This window comes from Paenibacillus sp. FSL L8-0644 (assembly GCF_038008165.1).
Lineage (GTDB): Bacteria > Bacillota > Bacilli > Paenibacillales > Paenibacillaceae > Paenibacillus > Paenibacillus polymyxa_D.
In genome coordinates, this window is record NZ_JBBOYN010000001.1 from 1,898,259 (window position 1) to 1,919,784 (window position 21,526).

20 protein-coding genes are annotated in these 21,526 nt (G+C 48.5%); 11 read left to right on the forward strand and 9 right to left on the reverse strand.

Annotated features, from left to right (window positions below; all coding sequences use genetic code 11):
* The first annotated feature begins 28 nt into the window (after window positions 1–28).
* Entirely contained in the window at window positions 29–730 is a 702-nt protein-coding gene (locus tag NSS94_RS08650; RefSeq protein ID WP_340884918.1) for an HAD family hydrolase, read from the forward strand.
* Between the two features lie 103 nt (window positions 731–833).
* Here NSS94_RS08650 and NSS94_RS08655 read toward each other — a convergent pair whose 3' ends face one another.
* From NSS94_RS08655 to NSS94_RS08680, 6 genes are read right to left on the reverse strand one after another with little or no spacing between them, the layout of a single operon-like run.
* On the reverse strand, window positions 834–2,048 hold the full coding sequence (locus NSS94_RS08655) for a YheC/YheD family endospore coat-associated protein (RefSeq protein ID WP_341039158.1): 1,215 nt from the start codon (window positions 2,046–2,048) through the stop codon (window positions 834–836).
* Window positions 2,030–2,545, reverse strand: a complete 516-nt coding sequence (locus NSS94_RS08660) for a GNAT family N-acetyltransferase (protein ID WP_039269878.1) — start codon at window positions 2,543–2,545, stop codon at window positions 2,030–2,032. The genes NSS94_RS08655 and NSS94_RS08660 overlap by 19 nt, the downstream gene beginning before the upstream one ends.
* A gap of 16 nt (window positions 2,546–2,561) precedes the next feature.
* Entirely contained in the window at window positions 2,562–3,671 is a 1,110-nt protein-coding gene (locus tag NSS94_RS08665; protein ID WP_340884923.1) for a YheC/YheD family endospore coat-associated protein, read from the reverse strand.
* Window positions 3,668–5,038: a YheC/YheD family endospore coat-associated protein gene (locus NSS94_RS08670; RefSeq protein WP_341039159.1), complete on the reverse strand. Its 1,371-nt coding sequence runs from the start codon at window positions 5,036–5,038 to the stop codon at window positions 3,668–3,670. Before NSS94_RS08670 ends, NSS94_RS08665 begins: the two co-directional genes overlap by 4 nt.
* 12 nt (window positions 5,039–5,050) lie before the next feature.
* Complete coding sequence (locus tag NSS94_RS08675; RefSeq protein ID WP_341039160.1) at window positions 5,051–6,205, reverse strand: YheC/YheD family endospore coat-associated protein; 1,155 nt, start codon at window positions 6,203–6,205, stop codon at window positions 5,051–5,053.
* Between the two features lie 43 nt (window positions 6,206–6,248).
* Window positions 6,249–7,619, reverse strand: a complete 1,371-nt coding sequence (locus tag NSS94_RS08680; RefSeq protein WP_029516607.1) for a YheC/YheD family endospore coat-associated protein — start codon at window positions 7,617–7,619, stop codon at window positions 6,249–6,251.
* A gap of 162 nt (window positions 7,620–7,781) precedes the next feature.
* Between NSS94_RS08680 and NSS94_RS08685 the strand changes: the two genes are divergently transcribed.
* The 3 genes from NSS94_RS08685 to NSS94_RS08695 all read left to right on the forward strand — a co-directional run bounded on the left by NSS94_RS08685 (window position 7,782) and on the right by NSS94_RS08695 (window position 10,015).
* Complete coding sequence (locus tag NSS94_RS08685) at window positions 7,782–8,126, forward strand: YlbF family regulator (protein ID WP_013309578.1); 345 nt, start codon at window positions 7,782–7,784, stop codon at window positions 8,124–8,126.
* A gap of 72 nt (window positions 8,127–8,198) precedes the next feature.
* Window positions 8,199–8,483: a hypothetical protein gene (locus NSS94_RS08690; protein WP_013309579.1), complete on the forward strand. Its 285-nt coding sequence runs from the start codon at window positions 8,199–8,201 to the stop codon at window positions 8,481–8,483.
* 197 nt (window positions 8,484–8,680) lie between these two features.
* Window positions 8,681–10,015 (forward strand): DRTGG domain-containing protein, encoded by a 1,335-nt coding sequence (locus tag NSS94_RS08695; protein WP_029516609.1) that lies wholly within the window; start codon window positions 8,681–8,683, stop codon window positions 10,013–10,015.
* Window positions 10,016–10,057: 42 nt separating this feature from the next.
* Here the strand turns inward: NSS94_RS08695 and NSS94_RS08700 are convergent, their stop codons facing one another.
* Both NSS94_RS08700 and NSS94_RS08705 read right to left on the reverse strand, forming a co-directional pair.
* The gene (locus NSS94_RS08700) at window positions 10,058–10,555 is read right to left on the reverse strand and encodes a hypothetical protein (protein WP_039269883.1); all 498 of its coding nucleotides are present in this window, start codon (window positions 10,553–10,555) and stop codon (window positions 10,058–10,060) included.
* A 12-nt stretch (window positions 10,556–10,567) separates the two neighbouring features.
* Window positions 10,568–10,897, reverse strand: a complete 330-nt coding sequence (locus NSS94_RS08705; RefSeq protein ID WP_013309582.1) for a YtrH family sporulation protein — start codon at window positions 10,895–10,897, stop codon at window positions 10,568–10,570.
* Window positions 10,898–11,034: 137 nt separating this feature from the next.
* On the opposite strand from NSS94_RS08705, the gene NSS94_RS08710 reads away from it, so the two are divergent.
* The 6 genes from NSS94_RS08710 to pyk all read left to right on the forward strand — a co-directional run bounded on the left by NSS94_RS08710 (window position 11,035) and on the right by pyk (window position 19,332).
* Window positions 11,035–14,712 (forward strand): DNA polymerase III subunit alpha, encoded by a 3,678-nt coding sequence (locus tag NSS94_RS08710; protein WP_341039161.1) that lies wholly within the window; start codon window positions 11,035–11,037, stop codon window positions 14,710–14,712.
* A gap of 166 nt (window positions 14,713–14,878) precedes the next feature.
* Window positions 14,879–15,376, forward strand: coding sequence for a phosphatidylglycerophosphatase A family protein (locus NSS94_RS08715; protein WP_023987905.1), 498 nt, complete (start codon window positions 14,879–14,881; stop codon window positions 15,374–15,376).
* A gap of 153 nt (window positions 15,377–15,529) precedes the next feature.
* The gene (locus NSS94_RS08720; RefSeq protein WP_013309585.1) at window positions 15,530–15,718 is read left to right on the forward strand and encodes a hypothetical protein; all 189 of its coding nucleotides are present in this window, start codon (window positions 15,530–15,532) and stop codon (window positions 15,716–15,718) included.
* A gap of 180 nt (window positions 15,719–15,898) precedes the next feature.
* Complete coding sequence (gene accD / locus NSS94_RS08725) at window positions 15,899–16,792, forward strand: acetyl-CoA carboxylase, carboxyltransferase subunit beta (RefSeq protein WP_029516612.1); 894 nt, start codon at window positions 15,899–15,901, stop codon at window positions 16,790–16,792.
* Window positions 16,793–17,776: an acetyl-CoA carboxylase carboxyltransferase subunit alpha gene (locus tag NSS94_RS08730; protein ID WP_039269886.1), complete on the forward strand. Its 984-nt coding sequence runs from the start codon at window positions 16,793–16,795 to the stop codon at window positions 17,774–17,776.
* Between the two features lie 125 nt (window positions 17,777–17,901).
* Window positions 17,902–19,332, forward strand: a complete 1,431-nt coding sequence (gene pyk / locus NSS94_RS08735) for a pyruvate kinase (RefSeq protein WP_165145285.1) — start codon at window positions 17,902–17,904, stop codon at window positions 19,330–19,332.
* A 99-nt stretch (window positions 19,333–19,431) separates the two neighbouring features.
* On the opposite strand, the gene NSS94_RS08740 is transcribed toward pyk, so the two are convergent.
* Window positions 19,432–20,307 (reverse strand): LysR family transcriptional regulator, encoded by an 876-nt coding sequence (locus NSS94_RS08740; RefSeq protein WP_341039162.1) that lies wholly within the window; start codon window positions 20,305–20,307, stop codon window positions 19,432–19,434.
* A gap of 208 nt (window positions 20,308–20,515) precedes the next feature.
* On the opposite strand from NSS94_RS08740, the gene NSS94_RS08745 reads away from it, so the two are divergent.
* Window positions 20,516–21,439: a phosphate ABC transporter substrate-binding protein gene (locus NSS94_RS08745; RefSeq protein WP_029516616.1), complete on the forward strand. Its 924-nt coding sequence runs from the start codon at window positions 20,516–20,518 to the stop codon at window positions 21,437–21,439.
* Window positions 21,440–21,526 lie beyond the last annotated feature (87 nt).

Here is a 21,526-nt window from a genome sequence, read left to right on the forward strand (position 1 = left end):
TAGAGTTGTAAACCTACATAGGAAAGGAATGACTGATAACTACATGAACAATGCACCTGTGTTGAAGAAACCTGAGGCTATGGTATTTGATATGGACGGTACACTTTTTCAGACGGAGACGCTATTGCTTCCTGCGTACCACAAGCTGTTTGATACGCTGCGCGCCGAAGGGCTTTATGAAGGAGAGACTCCTCCCGAGGAGCTTATTTTGAATAGTTTGGGCATGCTGCTGGATGAAATCTGGAGAAGAGTGATGCCGGAAGCCAGCGAAGCGGCCCATAGAAGAGCGGACGAGCTGCTGCTTCAGCTGGAACTGGAGGGATTGAAGAGCGGAAGTCATGCCCTGTATCCACATGTAAAAGAAACACTCCAGGCCCTTCATGAGCAAGGTGTCCGATTGTTCGTAGCTAGTAACGGTCTGGAGGACTATGTAAAGGGGATCGCTGCTGCGTATGAAATGGTTCCCATTTTTGAAGGACTGTACAGCGCTGGGGAGTACAGCACGCTTTCCAAAGTGAATTTGCTGGAAATTCTATTGAGCAAGCACGATATTTCGAACGTATGGATGGTAGGAGATCGTTCCTCAGATGTGGAAGCAGGCAAAAAGAACGGACAGACGGTGATCGGTTGCGCTTATGCGGGATTTGGTGTGGACGATGAGTTGAAGGGGTCCGATGCGATTATTACAGACTTTACGCAACTGCTTACACTTTATAAAAACGCTGAGTAACTGTGGAACACAGGTTATTGGTTATAAATAGGCTCGACGCACCATATAATTAAACATGCTGGTACTGTCGGACAGATGAAAAAAAGAAAGGAAGGCAGCCACTTTACGCGGAGCCTTCCTTTGTCTTATTCTCTGTCTTATTTTCTGTCTTATTTTCTGCTTTATTTTCTGCTTTATCTTCTGTTTTATCTTCTGCTTTGTGGTCAGCCAGAGGCTTTGGATTAATTTGTGTGTGGTAGACCCACAAGGCATATTCCATGGGCTTGGCGATGGAGCGGCGATAGGTTTCTTTTTCACCAATACGCGAAAAGACCTCACGGGCTGGCTTCGGGTTGACTTCCAGCACATATATATGACCGTGCTTATTAATTGCCAAATCGAGTGCAAGCTCACACAATGCCCCGTAGCTTTCTTCCAGATACGCAGCGATGTCCAGTCCGAGTTTTTCCCCTTGCTTGATGATTTTCTCTCTATGGCTTTCATCACGAATCCATTGCGTAAGCAATTGGCTCATCGGTACTGCCTTGCCTCCACCATGCAGGTTGGAAGTGACACTCCGATGCGCCCCGATGCGCCCCGCGCATCCGGTTAGCTCCCATACTCCTTGGCCATTTTTCTGTACCAGCATACGGTAATCATGGACTCTGCCATTCGGCAACTGCACAGGAATGCCTTCCTGAACAATGTAGTTATCCATGTTCCAGCTGCTCAGACGCGGCTCCAGACGGTCTAGACGTACCCGCTGCTGGGGAATGATATGGCGTTTGCGATTGCGGCCCTCAATCAGATACAGGCCTCCTTGCTTGTTAACAGGTTCAATACGTAAAATACCTCGGCCTCCCGTACCGTTAATCGGTTTGAGGTACACTAGTGAATTCTGTTTGAGCATCCGTTTGACACTATGAAATCCACTGAACAGCTCTGTTGCAGGCAAATGGGGGCGAAAGGCAGACCTTCTCGCAAGCTGCTGATGAATGACCCATTTGTTACTCAGGGGTCGGTTTAAATATACAAGGTCTGTGTATTGCAATCGGAACTGCTTCAACTGACGATATCGCTCACTGCGCTGTACCCGACAACGGTCGAAAATCATGTCTGGGAACTCTCGCCACTTTCGGCTCCATTTTCCGCTGTGTGGATCATAGATTTGGGCAAGGAGCATCCTGCGATCCTTATGGACATCCGCAGGAGTGAATACATACATATCCAGTCCCAGCCGTTTCCCTTCTGCAATCATGCGCTCATATATGTCGCGTTCCTCTAATTGCTTCTTGTTGTTCAAATACAAAGTCATGATGCCTAGGACAGGTTTTGGCACAGCATTCCACCTTCCTCTGCCGTCTGCTTATCTTGGGATAACTCTCCGTGAAATATCAGCGTGGGTTTCCCGGTTGGTCCAGTCGTCATTTCATGCGCAACAAGCCCAGCGCGGAAACAGGTTTTGAGACTGGACATATTGTCGGCGGCTACGCTGCACGTTAGACGGCGCAGCTGTTGGAGCTGGGCGGACAGCAGTCTAGCGCCCAGTCTGCGGCCCCGGTAAAGCGGACGAACAATTACGATGCAAGCATCCTCCCCGTAATTCAGAGCGAGGGAAAATCCGGCAATCCGCAGCCCCTTCTCCGTGCGCACAAATGCGCACAGGAGGGAGGAGCCAGGGGTGTTCAATTGCTCGGGCGTTAAAACGGCCAACTGCCGCAGAGCATTACGAGTAATGCGCATGCCCCCTGAGCTGCGGGCCAAAAACAGCAACTGTCGTCGTCTCAGCAGCCAGCTCCGGGCAGGCAAATGTTGAACATCGCTAATTTGCGGCATGATTCCACTTCCTTGATCATGATTTCATTCGTCCGGCCAAAAAGGAGCTGTACTGGAATATGCGTCTAAGCGACTTTTGGCGGATTTCCGGCTCGTCAAATTTCATTGGTTTGGCATTGGCCTCAAAAAACCAGAGGGTTCCGAGCGTATCCACGCCCAGATCCATGGACATTTCGCCATGAGAAAGACCGGATGCGCGTTCAATTTGACGTGCAATCTGTATGGCCGTACTTTTAACTTTGTTCAGTAGATCCGTGCTGTCCTCAGGCCCAAACAGTGAGGACAGTAGCTTGAAAGGGTCCTCTACACTCCCGCCACGCGGGACATGTGTGGTAATGCTCCCCTTACCGGCCAGTCTGGCACCGACTCCGGTGATACTCCAGGAGCCACGGATATTTTTTTGTACCAGGATACGCAGGTCGAAGGGTTTTTTCTGATGGGTTGCCAGATCGATACCCTGTTGAATGATATAAGGTGAGTTGCCTGCTTCCCGTCGGATACGTCCCCACAGCCGGGATAGCGATACAGATCTGTAGGTTACACTTTTTTTGTCATGCTGAATGGTCAGTCTGTAAGCCATTAGATGGTCTGGGAGGAATTTAAGAATCATAATTCCCTTTCCGGCCTTACCGTTTTCCGGCTTGAGATACAGGTATGGATACGTAGACAGCATTTTTCCTAAGGAAGACAGGTTGCTTAACCGTTTGGTTGCCGGAACAAGCTGACGAGTCGTTTCTGAGGTGCGCAACCACTTGAACAGTTCCCATTTGTTAAAAAAGCCTGGATTGTACAGCTCAATGCCTGAGGCATGTGAAATTTCATCCAACTTTGTGCGCACAGAGGTTTTAAGTTCATAATTACGGTTGGGGATGCGATTATAAATGACCTGTGGAGGTGGAAAATTCTGTTCCTCCCACGTCTGTAAGCTCTTGTTGAAGACATAGCCCTTAATCGTCTCATCTGCCAGTTTCAGGTCCCTGACGGTAACAATGTACACCTGATATCCCATCCGTGTTCCCGTTTCAAGAATATCCCTGAAATTGCGCTGATTTCCCTTGAAAAATTGCCCTTCGTCGTGCACTGTCAATACAGCAACGACTGGCTTATGCTCCGCCCGGGTATTCATAGTTCCTCTTTTCTGCGGAATTTACTGAGGTAAAGACAGTGGTCCAAAATATGCTCCACGGATGCTTTACCCTCCGCACGCAACGATGGATGCTGAAAAATGGATCGGCCTGGCTTGGAGTTGGCTTCAAACATCCATACCTTTTCATCCTGATCAATGCCCAGATCAAAGCCGATTTCACCCAATAGATGCTGGTGATGGTGTTCAATGGCTTCAGCGAGCGTAACTGCTACGTTCTTGGCACGTTGAAGCACTTCGCCCGCCCGGTCTCCGAATACCCGGTTCAACGCCTGTTCAGGTGTCATAAGGGAGCCGCCATTTTTGATATGGGTTGTGACACTGCCACGTCCGGCTTTTTTGGCTCCAATGCCGACGACGACCCACTGATTATTTCCATTTTTATGCATGTGAAACCGGAAATCAATCGGGCAATTGTCAATCTCGATCAGCTGGATACCCTGTTGAATGACATAACCCTTTAACATCTGTCCCTGATTGGAGTGAAGCATCCTGAGCATGGAATTAAAAGAGGCGAATTTTAGCAATACATTGCTACTTTTCTTACGGTACCTCACATAATATCCTTGCTTGGGAACATGGGACAGACGATAGATTCCTTTACCGAGACTGCCTCCACTTGGCTTGTAATAAGCAAATTGATGTCGCTCCAGCATACCTCGGATACGTTCAGAGCTGGGATTCATATATGATTCAGGGACATAGCGGTTAACATCTGGGTTATTCTCCAGCAGATTATAGATATCGGACTTATTGAAAAAGCTCCAGTTAAAAAAGGGAATTCGTTTGCGGGAAAAGCGTTCGCGTAGTTGATTGATCGCCGGGGAAAAATCAGAGCGACGGCTCGGCAAACGGTTATAGATCACGTCCGGCAAAGGTACAAGTTTACGTGTGAATTCCCCGTTGGATGACAGAAAATAGCCGTTAATCGTATCATTTTGCCAGTTGATATCCCGAGGGGTGAAGGCAAAAATATAAGATTTTTTGCTGCCTTCCCTCAGCAGTTGCTTAATAAAGCCTGTGCGCGATCCGAAAGGGCGAGTGGTGGAGGTGGTACCGTCAGACAGCACGCCAATCAACGGCCCTAGCTGTATATCACCATCCAGATTCCGCAAATAGATGGCCCCGCTTTTGGGAACACGGATTGCATTACGTAAGCCGGAGGTCAAGTATAGATGGCGTCCCGCCTTCTGAATTGGTTTTACAGTAGCGGGAATCTGATCCTTACCGAGCCGCAGACGAACGGACTTGGCTCCGGATAATTTAAGGCTTTTCAACAAGGCAGTGGATATATACGCCACCTTGTCGGGCTGCTGTGAGAAATGCACATTGCAATGCGTTAAACTCATCTGTTTATCCTCCTATACCGTATGTTCAAGGGAGGCGCCCGCGCCCTTTGGCCCTGTCGCTTTGGAATGGGTCATTAAATATCGAGCATATTCGAGCGGGCGGTTGACCGACTGGAAAGCGCACTCCGGCTGACGGGTCTGAAAAAAGGCGGCCCGACCAGGTCGGGAATTAACCTCCAATAGCCAGATGTTCCCGCTCTGGTCAATACCGTAATCAATTCCCAACTCGCCAAGGCGGCCATAACGTTCCTCAAGCGCCCTGGTAATGGTCGAGGACAGCGCCCTCATCTGCCCGATGATGAGACGCGTGGTGTCCGCGCGAAATTGTTCACGAAGGTATGGCTCAGCCGGATGGGCTTCGCCCCCACCGTGCAGATTAGAAGTCAGAGTTCCTTTTCTTCCTTCTCTTACAGCAAAGCCCGTCAGGCGCCAATGGCCGTTGCCATCCTTTTGCATGAGTGCGCGAACATCAAAGGGATGATTGCTTTGGCTCGTTAATTTCAAATAAGGCTGCACGATATAAGCGCGTTTGTGTGCAATTCCGTGGATCCATGACAATCCTGCATCCAATTCGGGAAACAAACGCCGGAACGGACGGTTACGGGAGTCTCTACCCTGTACAAGTAGTCCCTGGCCTCCTTCTGCCAGCCGGAGATACAGTGTGCTCTTGCCATGTGTTCCGGTCTGTGGCTTCATAAACAGCTCCGAATGGCGTCCTAGCCATTCCACAAGCTGGGCCGTGTCCCGGTAAGGCGCCGTAGGCGGCACAAAAGGACGTACTTTATCTACCGCATGCAAAGCGCGATACACCTGCCATTTGCCAGGTAAGTTACGCGACCAGTAGATGAGCTTGCGCGAATTTTGCTCCGCCATGTCTTCCAGTGTGCGCCTGACATTCTGGCTCTCGTGGACATGGAGACAGCGGTTATACACAATATCCGGCAACGGAAAGCGGCCGGATGTCCATACTCCGTTACGATAAACATAACCTCGTATGGAGTGATCTTCAGGTGAAACTTCTTCGACGGTAAACGCCATTACGCTAAGATCAGAGCGCCTGCCCAACAGACTTAGCCTGCGGCAAAAATCGGCTTCGGTAATAGGGGGAGTGGCGGCCTGATTCCGGCTAACAAGCACGCCCAGCGTGCCTGGCACAACAAGAGACACCGACAACAGCTCCTTTGGCAGCCAGACTCTGGAAGAGATGAATTCATTTGAAGCCGGCTGAATAACAGCAGTATTCAATCATTTTTTTAACGGACGGGCGAGTTTTCTGATCATTTAACGGCGTGTTGTCATTCTTCGATGGCTTCGAATTGACCTCCAGCAACCAGATGCGCCCCGTGCTGTCTATTGCCAGATCAATACCAAATTCTGCGAAATGGGCGGGAATTGCTTTTTCCACTCCGCTTGCGATATCCAGTGCTGCTGTTTTGAGAGAGGTATGCCCATTCGATTTAACGGTTGCGGGCAGCGTGGTCTTGGCAAGTGCTTCCTTGACAGTACTCAGCGTGCCGCCTCTTGCCAGATTGGACACAAAGTGGCTTCCTCCGGCGATCCGGGCGACAATGGATGTTACGGTCCAGGTTCCGGACGAATTTTTCTGTACAAGCGCACGAAAGTCGACCGGACGCTTACCGTGATCAATCAAGGTAAGTCCCTGTTGGAGTTGAAAGCGTGTTGTTTTCATTTTTCCCGCCAAGCTTTTGTACAGCTTATCGACGTTGGCATACGTTTGCTTGCGGGGTGTGCCTGCTGTTGTGGATAGCACCGAAAAGGTGCCATCGGTTTGCTTGTTAATGCGCATTATGCCTTTACCCAGGCTTCCGCGCACTGGCTTGAGAAAAACAGCGGGATACTGGTTGCACATTTTTTTGAAAACAACAAAAGTTTGCAGCAAGTGGGACTCGGGTAAATACTTGCGCAGGGAAGAATTTGATTTAAGCGCATCAAATACTTCATTCTTATCCAAAAACTTTTCGTTAAAAATGGTCGTGCCGTACTGCGATTTTACTTCTTTCATGAAATGCTGTACGCTAGTTCTGTTCTCGAGTTTACGGGAGGTAAGACGATTATTGACGACATCGCCGGCGGGCATGACCGTCTTTTTCCAGCCTCCGTCATACACCCATCCCTGAACTCGCCCGGGCTGACTTCCGATATGCTCCGGGGTGAAGAAATACACATATGCTCCTTGTCTGCGGCATTCCCCGACTAGTTCACGGCAGAACAGGGTGATCGACCCGAAAGGCTTGTCGGGCTGTTCGGGATAGTCCCGACTGACCAGCACGCTAATAAGTGGGCCCACTCGAAGTGTCCGGCGACCTCGGCTGTAGGTTACTCGCAGATCACAATTGGCATGAAGCCCCATTTTTCGGGCTAGCACGCTTCCCACACGTAGGCCGCTATAGCGGGGCACCGATATGACGGTAACCTCTTGGCGGAACGAACCGAAGGCGAGCTGAACGGGGTGGCCAGCGGATATTTTCCATTTGCGAAGCAAGGACTCGCCGACCATGAGTACGTCATCCTGCAAGATGCCCGATCCGATGATTTGAATCGTTGTTTTTTTGATGGACATCGTGGATCTCCTTCCGGGCAGCAACTTGATGTCTTGAAAGTAACGGGAAACGTGAATGGGCTGTAATAGCACTGATTCATCATATGAGGACATATATCCCTTGGTGATTGACGGACAATGTGAAATGTTGACACTAAACTTGTATTGGAGGAATAAACAATCATGAACATCTACGACAAAGCCCATGATTTAGCGAAAGCATTGAAGGAAAGCAAAGAGGTAGAGGAAATTACGTCAGCGATGAAGCTGATCGAAACCGATCCAGAAGCCAAGAAAATGCTCGACGATTTCCGTGAACGCCAAATGGAAGTACAACAACGCATGATGAGCGGCGATATGCCAGCACAGGAAGAGATGGAAAAGATGGAGAAGCTGTTCGAGGTGTTAAGTTTGAACCTCAACATCCGTCGCCTGTTCGACGCTGAACGTCGCCTGAGCGTGATTATTGAGGACGTTAACAAAATTATTGCAGACAGCCTTCAAGATTTGTACGGTTCATCTCTGTAAGATTGTCTCATATTCCTTCCTGTCCTCTCATAGACTAGATACATAGAGTCACAGGGAGAGGAAGGGATACGATTGGGTTCTTTTAAAAAATGGAAACATGGTTTGTATACACTGATTGCGCTGGCTATGGTCTTGGTCGCGTTACCACGCATCTCGCTTGCAGGCGGTTTGAACTGGGTCAACGGATTTGGGATAGTATGGGTACTTTTTGCGCTGCTAGTCATCGGAGCAAACATGCATTTTTTGCTGGGTGTAGATGAGGAAAAGCGCAAAACGCTGGAGCGTGTACGGCGGGCCAAAATGCAGCAGTGGCAGATGAAATGGGATAAAAAAGCTGACAAAGGCAGCATGCAGTGAGTTTTTTTCAGCTTGTCTTGGGCTGGCCTCCCAGATTACAAATCAATCATAGTAAGAAGCGGTCCTTGTGAAGAGGGGATCGCTTTTTTGCTATTTCCGAAGCAGAGAACTCAAAATGAACAAAGGTCTAAAATAAAGGGTTTTTGTGCTATAATAGATACAGAATGATACAGATTGAACGTTGGGGGTGTAACAGATTGGACGGGCTAGATGAAACAGTTACGAAACATGAGCAGCTATTGCGACATATCGAGCAGTTGAAAATAGGCTCCAAAATTTCTGTGCGCAGGTTGGCTAAAGAAATGAGTGTCAGCGAAGGAACGGCCTATCGGGCCGTGAAGGAAGCTGAAAACCTAGGAATTGTCATTACCAAGGAACGGATCGGAACAGTACGAGTGGAGAAGCGCCCGCGCGGCTTGTCCGAGCAGCTGACCTTTGCAGATGTCGTGAATATTGTAGAGGGACATGTGCTGGGCGGAAGTGAGGGGCTGGAGAAGCCTTTGCACAAGTATGTGATCGGAGCGATGCGCGAGGAAGCTATGGCTCGTTATATTGACGCAGGTAGTTTGCTGATCGTAGGTAACCGTGAGGATGCGCATTCACTTGCATTGGAGCAGGGGGCAGGTGTGCTGATTACAGGGGGCTTCGGTACGAGCCGAGAGGTTAAGCAGCTCGCAGACAAGATCAGTCTGCCGATTATTTCCTCACGCCATGATACTTTTACAGTGGCATCTATGATTAATAGAGCCATATTTGACCGCTTGATCAAAAAGAAAATTATGCTGATTGAAGATATTGCGGCAGGCAAACCGAAAACGTTGACTTTGAAAATCAACAGCACACTTACCGAGTTTGAAGAACTTTCGGTGACGACCGGACATCATCATTTTGCAATCGTGGATGAATGGAATCGTTTAATTGGTATCGTCAGCCGCAAAGATGTGGAGGGGCTTCAACCTGAGCATACGATGGATAAATGTCTGATCCGCAATCCGATAACGGTCACCTACCAGACCTCGCTGGCTTCAGCCGCGCAAATGATGGCGTGGGAAGGTGTGGATTATTTGCCGGTCGTGGACCGCAACCGCAAGCTGCTCGGGTCCGTTACACGGCGTGAGGTGCTGGAGGCGCTGCGTAACGCCCAAAAGCAGCCGCAACTTGGCGAGACGTTCGACCAGCTGATCTGGAACGGGTTTGCTGAGGAGCGTAATGAGGACGGATCGTTATTTTTTCGCGGGTTTATCATTCCGCAAATGGCGACCAATTTAGGTACGATCTCGGAAGGCGTACTGGTCAACGTGATGACACAAGCGGGCTACCGGGCAGCTAGAGACATGAGCGGCAAGGATTATGTGCTGGACAATTTGACGACATATTTTATTAGACCCGTACAGATAGAAGATGCTGTCGTTCTTCGTCCGATGCTGCTCGAGATGAGTCGCCGCACCTGCAAGCTAGAAATTGCAATTTCACGGGAAAATCATTTGGTATGTAAAGCAGTGATGACGCTTCATTCCATTGAACATGGTTAGTTTACAATGGATCGGAGTAAGGTGTGAAGTCGAATAGATCGACTAGTGGCTTTCAGGCAATCTTTCTTTTGCTTCCAGCCAAATTTGCAGCACGCCTTCCATTACAAGCATCGTTTTGACCTGGATCGTATACTCCTTGTCACGAACGGTGTATTTTTTTTGGTGCAGCAACATACGTACCAGCTTGCTGTCAGAGTCAATCTCGAACATATCTCTGCCACGCAGCACCTCCAGATCACGACTGACACGGCGAAGAAGTTCCTTCAGGTTGATAGAATCAATTTTTTCGGCCGAAGCTTCCTCCGCGATCAGCTTGATTTCTTTGACAACGGTTTGGCGCTTGCTGTATTTGCGCAATGTTTTGTTGTCCTCCTCGGCTTGCTGGAGCTGGAATTGAAGATCCTGGTTGTTCGTCCATAGCTGATTGAAGCTGGCATGCCAGATGACGTTGTAGATCATGCCTCCCGTAATCATACCGAGTACAAAGACGGAGGACAATTGCATAAAAGGACGCAGGCGCTCAAAAGGGGGAACTCTCATAGTCGTTTCACCTCACGGTCGTCCGTTGCCGCATACCCACTTGACCAGCTCTGCACCCATATGAGCGCCTAAAAAGGCGAAAATCAAATACAATATCTGCTTAATGGCAGGTGACAAATTACCATCCAACATATTGCTTTCAATGACCCGGATCGGGTCCATCGTTCCCCCCACAGCGGCAGCAAGCGCCCATATTTTAATTCTTCCGGCAACCTCTAGCATCGTCTGGGTGGGCGGCTGAAGCGATACCACAGCTCCCATTCCGCCGAGCATGGCTCCCCCGAGCACGATGCCGAAGGCAATGAAGAAGTCGAGAATCGCTTTGGATATAAAAGTGCTCATGCTCTTTTCCTCCTTAGGTATACGAATCAAGACCGCGCTTGTCCGCCGAGGTCTGTACTTTTATTCTATGGGCGCTACTAACGCGGATATGATAAAATAGTTTGAAGAAAATCAAGCGGTGAAAGGAAGAGAAGCGCATGAGTTCATTTGTGCATTTGCATGTTCATAGCGAGTACAGCCTGCTGGACGGCGCGGCTCGTACCGCGGAGTTGGTCAAACAGGCATCAGCTTATGGAATGAAGGCGCTGGCCCTTACAGATCACGGGGTCATGTACGGTGCCATTCCTTTTTATAGAGCGTGTGTAGAGAACGGCATTAAGCCGATTATTGGGTGTGAGGCCTATATGACGGCAGGATCGCGCAAGGAGCGTGGCAGCCGCAAGGATCAGCCCATATATCATTTAATTTTGCTCGCCAAAAATAAAACAGGCTATCAAAATCTGATGAAGCTGTGCTCCATCGGCCATTTGGAGGGCTTTCACTATAAGCCGCGCATCGACATGGAGGCTTTGGTTGCCCATCACGAAGGCATCATATGCCTGAGCGCTTGTTTGGGCGGTGAAGTGCCGCAGCATTTACTGCATGGTCGGGAAGCCGAGGCACGACGAGCAGCGGAACGATATCGTAACATTTTTGGCGATGATTTTTATCTGGAACTCCAGGATCATGGTCTTTCGGAGCAAAAACGTGTAAATCCTCTCTTGATCGCACTGGCGAAGGAACTGGATATTCCACTGGTCGCGACGAATGACGTGCATTACTTGACTGAGCCAGATGCGGACGTGCAGGATGTTCTGATCTGTATCGGGACAGGAAAGACAGTTGACGATGAGGAGCGTTTGCGTATACCAACACGTCAGTTGTATCTGAAAAGTCAGGAGGATATGGCTCGTTTATTCCCGCATGTGGCAGAAGCCATCGCCAACACGGTGCGTATTGCTGAAAAATGCGAACTGGAGCTGGAATTCGGTCAATCCATTTTACCTGAATATCGCCCGCTGCCGGAAGGAATGACCTCTTCGTCCTATTTACGCAATCTGTGCGTGCAAGGGCTGGAGCGTCGCTATGGAAGCGATTCCGGATGGAAGCAGCCGGAGGAACGGGAAAGGCTGAACCAACGGCTAAACTATGAGTTGAATACCATTGACAGTATGGGTTTCAGCGATTATTTCCTGATTGTATGGGATTTTATTGCCTTTGCACATAAGCATAAGATTGCAACGGGACCGGGGCGTGGTTCCTCAGCAGGCAGTTTGGTTGCCTATGTGCTTAACATCACGAATGTCGATCCGATGAAATACAACCTTCTCTTTGAACGATTTCTGAATCCTGAACGAATTAGTATGCCGGATATAGATATTGACTTTAGTGATGAGCGGCGTGACGAGGTTATCGACTATGTAGTACAGAAGTACGGAAATGAGCATGTAGCGCAAATTATTACCTTTGGAACGCTGGCGGCAAGAGCCGCTGTCCGTGACGTCGGTCGTGTATTGAACGTGCCATATGGCGAGGTGGACAAGGCAGCCAAGCTGATTCCGGCGCAGCTAGGCATTAATATCCGTCATGCGCTGGAAATTACCCCGGAGCTGAAAACGCTATATGAAACGAAGCCCAAGACACGTGAACTGTTGGATATGGCGATCAAGGTTGAAGGAATGCCTCGTCATGCTTCGACACATGCAGCGGGTGTTGTCATTTCGCGGACTCCATTGACCGATGCGGTTCCGCTTCAAGAGGGGAGCGAAGGAGTACCTTTGACGCAGTACTCGATGGAAAATCTAGAGCGCATTGGTTTGCTTAAAATGGATTTCCTTGGGCTGCGTACGCTCTCCATTATTGAACGGTGCATACACTGGATTGCGGAAGAGCATGGAGAAACGCCTGATTTTACCCGTATTCCCGATAACGATCCGCATACCTATGACTTGTTGGGCAAAGGAGATACAGGAGGCGTATTCCAGCTGGAGTCGGCCGGTGTACGCCGGGTACTCAAGGATTTGAAGCCGAGTGTATTTGAGGATATCATTTCTGTCCTGGCTTTGTATCGTCCGGGCCCGATGGGTTTTATTCCTAACTTTATACAGGCCAAGCATGGTCAGATTGAGATTTCTTATCCGCATCCTGACTTGGAACCGATCTTAAAGGATACGTACGGTATTATTGTGTATCAGGAGCAAATCATGCAGATTGCTTCGCGCATGGCGGGCTTTTCCCTGGGAGAAGCCGATCTGTTGCGCCGGGCTGTGTCCAAGAAAAAGCGCGAAGTACTGGATCTGGAGCGCGGACATTTTGTTGAAGGCAGTATGAAGCAGGGATACACGGAGGAGGAGGCCGGCAGGGTTTACGATATGATTGTTCGTTTTGCTGACTACGGCTTCCCGCGTGCTCATGCAGCTGCTTATGGTGTGCTAGCATTTCAGACGGCTTATCTAAAGGCACATTATCCAGTACAATTCATGGCTTCAATGCTGACGGCGGTGATGGGAAGTCATCGGAAAGTGGCTGAATATGTCGTCGAATGCCGTCGTATGGATATCGCAGTGTTGCCACCTGATGTGAATGAAAGCGGGGTGCTGTTTACTCCATTACAGCAAGGAGGCATCCGCTTCGGCCTAGCTGCAATTAAAAATGTTGGCACACAGGCGATGGAGAGCATTCTCGCTGTTCGCAAGGAACGGCCTTTCGACAGCCTGCTCGATTTTTGTCGACGTGTCGATTTGCGGGTATGTAATAAGAGAGTAATTGAATCGCTTATTCAGGCAGGGGCCTTTGATTCGTTGACGGGTCATCGGGCACAGTTGCTTGCCATGCTGGATGAAACGGTGGATGCAGCCGTCAAGTGGCGCAAGGAACGGGATGACTTGCAAATTGATATGTTTGGTTTTGTGGAAATGCCCAATTGGGATATCGAATATCCCAATGTACCCAAATTCAGTGCCAGCCAGCAGTTAGAACTGGAACGTGAACTGCTGGGACTGTATTTATCCGGGCATCCGTTGGATGATTTTGAGTCGCTGTTGGAAAGCAGCGAGGCGGATCGTCTGATGGAGCTGGGCGATGTCCCAGATGAAACGGTTGTTGTGACCGCAGGCATGGTAGTGTCACTCAAAACGATTACGACCAAGCAGGGTAAGGCTATGGCCTTCATTGAGCTGGAGGATCAGATTGAGCGCTGTGAGGTTGTGCTGTTTCCTGAGGTATGGAAGCGAAGCCAGCAGTGGATTGAAAAGGGAGCTTTGCTTACGCTTCGAGCCAAGATGCAGCAGCAGGATGAGCACTTCAAGCTCCTTGCGGATGAGGTCGCCCCGCTAGCGGAAGACTCGCTGGCACGGCTCCTCCAGCGCCGACGTGCCAGTACGCGCTCGTCCGCAGCAGCTGGAGCATCCGTACTAGCTGCTGGTTCTGCCGCTGGCGGCCCAGGCGGGAGCGCGTCGCGTGTGTCGTCCCCGCCTTCGGCAGCCACTGCATCTGCTTCGCCTCAAACGAAGGTGGCTCCCCCCGTGGCGGCGGCTTCACCGCGCGGAGTCGAAGCGGCTCGCGGTGAGCAGGTGCCGGTCCCGCGCAGCGCGGAGCCGACCACTCGTCAGCGGGTGTTTGTCAAAATCACCCGCCAGGCTGAGGAAGACGCCAGCTTGTTGGTCAGTCTCAAGGCGCTGCTACAGGAGCATCCCGGTGCTATGCCTACCGTACTTTTTTATGAGAGCAACCAGCGTCTGCTGGCGTTGAGCGATGCTTACAGCATTAAGCCCTCTCCTCAGCTTTTTGATCAAATGGAGTCGATGTTGGGTGAAGGCACGGTGAAAGTCAAATAATAGGTACACAGTAACCCGCCCTTATTGTAACGGTTTAATGAACATTTTCCTTCCCTCCCGCATACACTTGGAAAACTGGCGGAACAGGGGTTCAACACGCACCCTGCACCATAAGGTCCCGCACGGTGAAAGAATAGAACTGCACGGTGAAAGCGGGAGGGAAATTATGTCCTATGAATATGCAGAAACTTTGCTAAATCGCAGAGGCATTCGTATCGAGTCCATTGCGGACATTGTTTTTCAGCTTCAGCTAAAATATTATCCTCATTTGACGATGGAAGAATGTATAGACAGTGTCAAAGCGGTTTTGCAAAAGCGCGAGGTTCAATATACCTTGCTCACAGGCATTGCGCTCGATGAATTGGCTGAAAAAAAACTTCTCCCTCAGCCGCTGCAAGCCATTATGGAGGCAGACGAACCGCTGTACGGAGTGGACGAGACACTAGCTCTTGGAATTACGAGTGTGTACGGCATGATTGGCTTAACCAGTTTTGGTTATCTGGATAAGGAAAAGACGGGGATTATCGAACAGCTGAACCAAAAAGGCAGTGGTATTCATGTGTTTTTAGACGATCTTGTCGCCGGACTGGCTGCCGCTGCTTCTTCGCGAATTGCACATCGGAGTCTCCATGCCAAGCATTATCCTGCATCATTGGATGCTTAGTTGACCTGTGTAAACAGAGTTGATGATTTTCTAGGCCCTCCGACGGAACTTAAATGATCAGGAGGGCTTTTGTTGCGGGAAAAAAGTAAGGTATGTTATCATGAGTCTATTATATGGGCTCAAAACTTGAGGCTTAGGGGGTAGAAACAAGGCATGTGGACGGTGATTTATATTGCACCGACGGCCAGACTGGCTGACATGATTAAGCTCAAACTGTCTGAAGAAGGTTTTATGGTGCAGGCCCGGGCCATCAGCGCATCCAAGCAACAGTTTGAGATACTTGTGCCTTCGGGTGAAGTCGAAGAAATTCAGGAAGTGCTTAATTCGATTTTGCGCCCTTGAGTCCGGAACGGCGGAAGTGATACAGCAGCATGAGTGGAACAAAGGATGCACGATCGGCGGTAATGTTTTAGGAACAGGCGTTGACGTGTGTATGAACATAATGCTTAGAGGTGCCGCATAGACGGCAGAGGACCTTGTATCGGTTACGGCTGACAAATAAACGGCTGGAGAGGTGTAGTTGTGTTTAAAGATTTATTCCAAAAGAAGCGTAAATACGCGACCATCCCTTCGGAACGGGCGCTGAGCGGCGATCAAGCGGACATGCCGGATCGTCCCAAACGGGAAATTCCCGAAGGTCTTATGACCAAATGTGGCAAGTGCGGAAGTATTCAATACAGCAAAGAACTAGAGAAAAATTTGAAAGTGTGTCCGGTGTGCGGATACCATATGCGTTTGAATGCAATGGATCGCATTCGCATGGTGCTCGACGAAGACACGTTTACGGAATATGATGCCGATATGATTTCGGTTGACCCGCTGGACTTTCCGGGATATGCGAGCAAGCTGGAGCAACAGACCCTGAAATCTGGCTTGCGAGAGGCTGTCGTTACGGGCGACGGCCTTATTTATGGACATCCTGTTGTCGTTGCTGTGATGAGCTTTGACTTCTTTACTGGTAGTATGGGTTCGGTCGTAGGAGAGAAAATTACGCGCGCCATTGAGCAAGCAATAGACAAGCGTCTGCCGCTAATTATTTTCTCAACTTCCGGCGGAGCACGTATGCAGGAAAGTATTTTAAGCTTGATGCAGATGGCAAAAACAAGTGCTGCTCTTGCTCGTCTGGATGAGCAGGGATTGCTCTATATTTCTGTTATCACCGACCCGACTACAGGTGGAGTATCCGCTAGCTTTGCTACGCTTGGAGATATTAATATCGCAGAGCCAGGAGCTGTATTCGGTTTTGCAGGGCGTATTGTAATTGAACAAACAATCAGACAGAAGCTGCCGGATGATTTTCAAACTTCCGAATTTAATTTGCAGCACGGACAATTGGATATGGTTGTACATCGCAAGGAACTGCGCGATACCCTTGGGCAACTGCTTGATCTACACAGTGTGAAAGGGGAGGAATAGATGGCTGGCGAATTGCCTTATGAAAAGCCCCTGGTCGAGATGCGACAGAAGATCGAAGAACTCAAGCAATTCGGACAGGATAAGCAAATTGATTTTACAGATGAAATCAACCGTCTCGAGGAACGTTATCTCGAGATGGAAGAAGAAATATATTCGAACATTACAGCACCACAAAAAATGCATTTGGCTCGTCATCATCAAAGACCAACGTCTCTTGATTTGATAGAGCAGGTGTTTACGGATTTTATTGAATTACACGGCGACCGCTTGTTTGGAGATGATTTGGCGGTTGTAGGCGGGATTGCCAAGCTGAATGGTATTCCGGTGACCGTCATTGGCCAGCAGCGTGGTAAGGATACGAAAGATAACATTGCACGTTTTTTTGGTAGTGCCCATCCGGAAGGATTCCGTAAAGGCTTGCGTCTGATGCAGCAGGCTGAGAAATTTAAACGCCCTATTATTACATTCATTGATACGAAGGGCGCTTATCCGGGTAATACAGCAGAGGAGAGAGGTCAATCGGAAGCGATTGCCCGCAACTTGCGGGAGATGGCAAAGCTTTCGGTGCCTGTTATTTGTGTGGTCATCGGCGAGGGTGGAAGCGGCGGTGCGCTTGCGTTTGCAGTCGGTAACCGTGTGCTGATGCTGGAACATGCCATTTATTCGGCCATTTCTCCAAACGGTGCAGCCTCGATTCTATGGAAAGATGCTTCCAAGGCCGATCAGGCAGCTGAAGCCATGAAGATTACGGCTAATGACCTCCTTCGCATGGAAATTATCGAGGATATTGTGCCGGAGCCGAAAGGGGGCGCGCATCGTAACTATGAAGTGACCGCTGCCGCAATCAAGGAGCTATTGGAACGTCATTTGGCGGAACTTACCAATATGAGCTGCGATGAATTGAGGGAAGATCGGTATCAGAAATTCCGAAAAATAGGTCAATACACCTTCTTGAAGTCTTCGGAAACTGAACCTATGTTGTAATACGCTGTAAACGGGTAACAATAAATATGACGAACTTCCTATACAAATAGGAAAAAGTGTAGTAGATTTAATTGTTGGAAAAAGATATAAAGAGTAGCACCTTTGAAAACGGAGGAAAAACCCAAATGCGCAAAACTAAGATTGTATGTACCATCGGTCCTTCCAGTGAGTCATTGGAAAATGTGAAGAAACTGATTTTGGCTGGTATGAACGTAGCCCGCCTGAATTTCTCTCACGGTGATTTCGAGGAGCATGGCAACCGGATTAAAAACATCCGTCAAGCTTGTAAGGAGCTTAACAAAAATGTTGCTATTTTGCTCGATACGAAGGGGCCGGAAATCCGGACAGGAAAGCTCGAAGTTGAACCTATTGAGCTTGTTCAGGACGAGTTCATTACGCTGACAACGGAAGAAATTCTCGGTACGCAAGATCGTATTTCTATTACGTACAAAGATCTTCCCTCGGACGTGGAGCCCGGCTCCACCATTCTGATCGACGATGGTCTGATCGGACTCACCGTTATTGAAGTATCAGGCACTGAAATCAAATGCCGCATTGTCAATGGCGGAACGATCAAAAGCAAGAAGGGCGTTAACGTTCCAGGCGTTGCAATTTCTTTGCCTGGTATTACGGAGAAAGATGCTAATGATATCATTTTCGGCATTGAGCAGGACATTGATTTCATCGCGGCTTCTTTTGTTCGTAAAGCAAGTGATGTACTGGAAATTCGTGAATTGCTGGCGAAACACAACGCAAGTCATATTCAAATCATTTCCAAAATCGAAAATCAGCAAGGTGTGGACAACCTGGACGAAATTTTGGAAGCTTCGGATGGCCTGATGGTTGCCCGTGGTGACCTTGGTGTGGAAATTCCTGCTGAAGAAGTACCTCTGGCGCAAAAATTGATGATTAACAAATGTAATGTAGCTGGCAAGCCTGTTATTACGGCAACACAAATGCTGGATTCCATGCAACGTAACCCGCGTCCGACTCGTGCGGAAGCAAGTGACGTGGCGAATGCTATTTTTGACGGAACAGATGCAATTATGCTGTCCGGCGAAACAGCTGCGGGTAAATATCCAGTAGAATCCGTATTGACAATGTCACGTATTGCAGAAAAAGCTGAGTCCTCTCTGAACTACCGTGATTTGTTCAAAAAACAAAGAACGGCTCAAGAGATTAGTATCACAGAAGCAATCAGCCAATCCGTTTCTATTTCTGCACTTGACCTGCATGCTAAAGCGATTCTGACGTCCACACAAAGCGGAACAACGGCGCGTATGATTTCTAAATACCGTCCAGAAGCTCCGATTATTGCTGTGACAACACAGGAAAGAACAGTTCGCCGTTTGGCTCTGATCTGGGGCGTACATGCAGTACAAGGCAGACCAATCGTTGACACAACAGACAGTCTGTTTGACAACGCGCTGGAAGGTGGTCGCAAATCTGGCCTCGTTAAAGAGGGCGATTTGGTTGTGATTACTGCGGGCGTACCTCTTGGTGATTCCGGTTCTACGAACCTGATCAAAATTAGCTGCGTTCCAGCACAAGCGTAATTAAAGCCTCCGTGAAATAATACCGAGGCTGTATGTATCGTTACAACAAGCAAAAGAGCATTCAAGTCAATAAGACTTGGATGCTCTTTTGCTTGTTCTCTAGCTTTTTATTTCTAGTCCTTCTTGTCGTATGAAATCAAGGAATGCCTGTTGCATTAAGTTCATGTGTGTATCTTGTTGATACACGATGTTTATTTGATAATCAGCCTCGGGATAAGGAAGCCACTCCACCGAGGAAGCAGCATTTTCATGATTATCGACTCCGCTTGCAGGAAAGAAGGCAAGCGCCTCTCCGCCGCTTACGACTTGCTTTACCGCTTCCCAAGAGTTGATTTCCAGATGGGGCTTAACTAGCGAGGAGTACAGATCTACAACGGATGAACCGCTATATTTTACCCATGTGTGCTTGTCCAGCATATCGGTTCCATCGAACTCCTCTAATTTGACTTCAGGTGCACGTGCAGAACGGATAACTCCTACTTGATCTGAAGCCACTGGCTCTGCCACCGTATACTCTGGAAGAGATCCTCTATCGTCGAGAAAAGCAAAATCAATTTCCCCCTGTTTTAGTAGCTGCCTAATTGCATCCGGGGATTGAATCTCCAACTGAATACGACAATCTGGATACTGCTCAGCAAACTTAGCCATCAAAGTGGGGAGGAGATACGTACCTGATATCGACTCAGCACCTAGATGTAATTGACCCTGTGACTCTTCTGTCAGTTCATCTACAGCTTGTCTAGCTTCTTGCTCCAGAGAGATGATTTGCTTTGCGTAAGGTAATAATTTTTTTCCAGCTTCCGTTAGCATAATCCTGCCTTGTTGAAGAGAGAATAGGGAAACACCCATTTCCTTTTCCAAGCTTTTCATATGAAAGCTGACGGTAGGTTGTTTGACTTGCAAAGCTTCGGCCACATCCGTCGCCTTATGGAATTTGTCGATCAGCATCAAGATACGCAATTTTAGAATATTCATGGAATCCAACAGCTCTCCTTATATGTCCATTCATATATGAATTTCAAACTATAGATTAATTATATACCGAAAAATAATTTATCTATCAATATTTTATATTTGTTTTACAAAACCACGTCGTTCGTCTAACATTCCAGGCCTACAATGTAAAAGTGTTGATGGTCATAAATAAAAAACCGTCACTTAACTAAGGGGAGGACAATAAAAAATGTTGAAAAAATGGCCGTTCATTCTGATGACTCTCACCATGGTATTTGCACTTGCAGCTTGTGGATCAGGTAACAATGCTGCACCACAAGGAGAAGCTGCTACAGGAACAGACAATAAAGCAGCTGCTGAACTGACAGGAAACATTCTGGCTGTGGGCTCCACTGCACTTCAACCATTGGTAGAGCAAGCGGGACAAAAATTTATGGCTGTCGATAAATATAAAGGCATTGCAGTTCAAGTACAGGGCGGCGGTAGCGGTACTGGCTTGACTCAGGTTTCCGGCGGACAAGCGGACATCGGTAACTCCGACGTGTTTGCAAAAGAAAAACTGGAGAGCGGTGCAGATGAGCTGGTCGATCACCAAGTAGCTGTTGTAGCCATGTCAGCGGTAGCGAATCCTAAAGTAGGCGTTACAGACCTGAAAAAAGATCAATTGGTACAAATCTTCACAGGTAAAATCACAAACTGGAAAGAAGTTGGCGGTGCGGATCAAAAAATCGTTATTGTAAACCGTCCAAGCAGCTCCGGTACTCGTGCAACATTTGAAAAATACGCATTGGGACAAAAAACAGAAGATCTGCCGGGCTCCATTCAAGAAGATTCCTCCGGTACTGTGAAAAAGCTGATTGCTGAAACACCGGGTGCGATTGGTTATCTGGCTCTGTCCTACATCGACAACACAGTAACTGCTTTGAAATACGATGGCGTTGAAGCTAACGTTGAAAATGTAGAACAAGGTAAATATCCAGTATGGGCTTACGAGCATATGTACACTAAAGGTGAGCCAAAAGAGCATGTGAAAGCATTCCTGGACTACATTCTGTCAGATGAAATCCAAAAAACGGATGTCGTAGACTTGGGATACATTCCAGTATCAGGTATGCAAGTGAAACGTGATGCTGACGGTAATATCACGAAATAAGGAGAGTCACACCTCCTGTTCGATGAACGCAGCTAACGCGAGTATATTCACGAAGAAGAGGCGGACTAGCGTCCGGCCTCTATTCTT

Coding starts and splice junctions, on each gene's coding strand:
- NSS94_RS08650 (WP_340884918.1), top strand. CDS start 29: ATGACTGATAACTACATGAACAATGCACCTGTGTTGAAGAAACCTGAG.
- NSS94_RS08660 (WP_039269878.1), bottom strand. CDS start 2,545: ATGCCGCAAATTAGCGATGTTCAACATTTGCCTGCCCGGAGCTGGCTG.
- NSS94_RS08665 (WP_340884923.1), bottom strand. CDS start 3,671: ATGAATACCCGGGCGGAGCATAAGCCAGTCGTTGCTGTATTGACAGTG.
- NSS94_RS08670 (WP_341039159.1), bottom strand. CDS start 5,038: ATGAGTTTAACGCATTGCAATGTGCATTTCTCACAGCAGCCCGACAAG.
- NSS94_RS08680 (WP_029516607.1), bottom strand. CDS start 7,619: ATGTCCATCAAAAAAACAACGATTCAAATCATCGGATCGGGCATCTTG.
- NSS94_RS08685 (WP_013309578.1), top strand. CDS start 7,782: ATGAACATCTACGACAAAGCCCATGATTTAGCGAAAGCATTGAAGGAA.
- NSS94_RS08700 (WP_039269883.1), bottom strand. CDS start 10,555: ATGAGAGTTCCCCCTTTTGAGCGCCTGCGTCCTTTTATGCAATTGTCC.
- NSS94_RS08705 (WP_013309582.1), bottom strand. CDS start 10,897: ATGAGCACTTTTATATCCAAAGCGATTCTCGACTTCTTCATTGCCTTC.
- NSS94_RS08710 (WP_341039161.1), top strand. CDS start 11,035: ATGAGTTCATTTGTGCATTTGCATGTTCATAGCGAGTACAGCCTGCTG.
- NSS94_RS08715 (WP_023987905.1), top strand. CDS start 14,879: ATGTCCTATGAATATGCAGAAACTTTGCTAAATCGCAGAGGCATTCGT.
- NSS94_RS08720 (WP_013309585.1), top strand. CDS start 15,530: ATGTGGACGGTGATTTATATTGCACCGACGGCCAGACTGGCTGACATG.
- NSS94_RS08730 (WP_039269886.1), top strand. CDS start 16,793: ATGGCTGGCGAATTGCCTTATGAAAAGCCCCTGGTCGAGATGCGACAG.
- pyk (WP_165145285.1), top strand. CDS start 17,902: ATGCGCAAAACTAAGATTGTATGTACCATCGGTCCTTCCAGTGAGTCA.
- NSS94_RS08740 (WP_341039162.1), bottom strand. CDS start 20,307: ATGAATATTCTAAAATTGCGTATCTTGATGCTGATCGACAAATTCCAT.
- NSS94_RS08745 (WP_029516616.1), top strand. CDS start 20,516: ATGTTGAAAAAATGGCCGTTCATTCTGATGACTCTCACCATGGTATTT.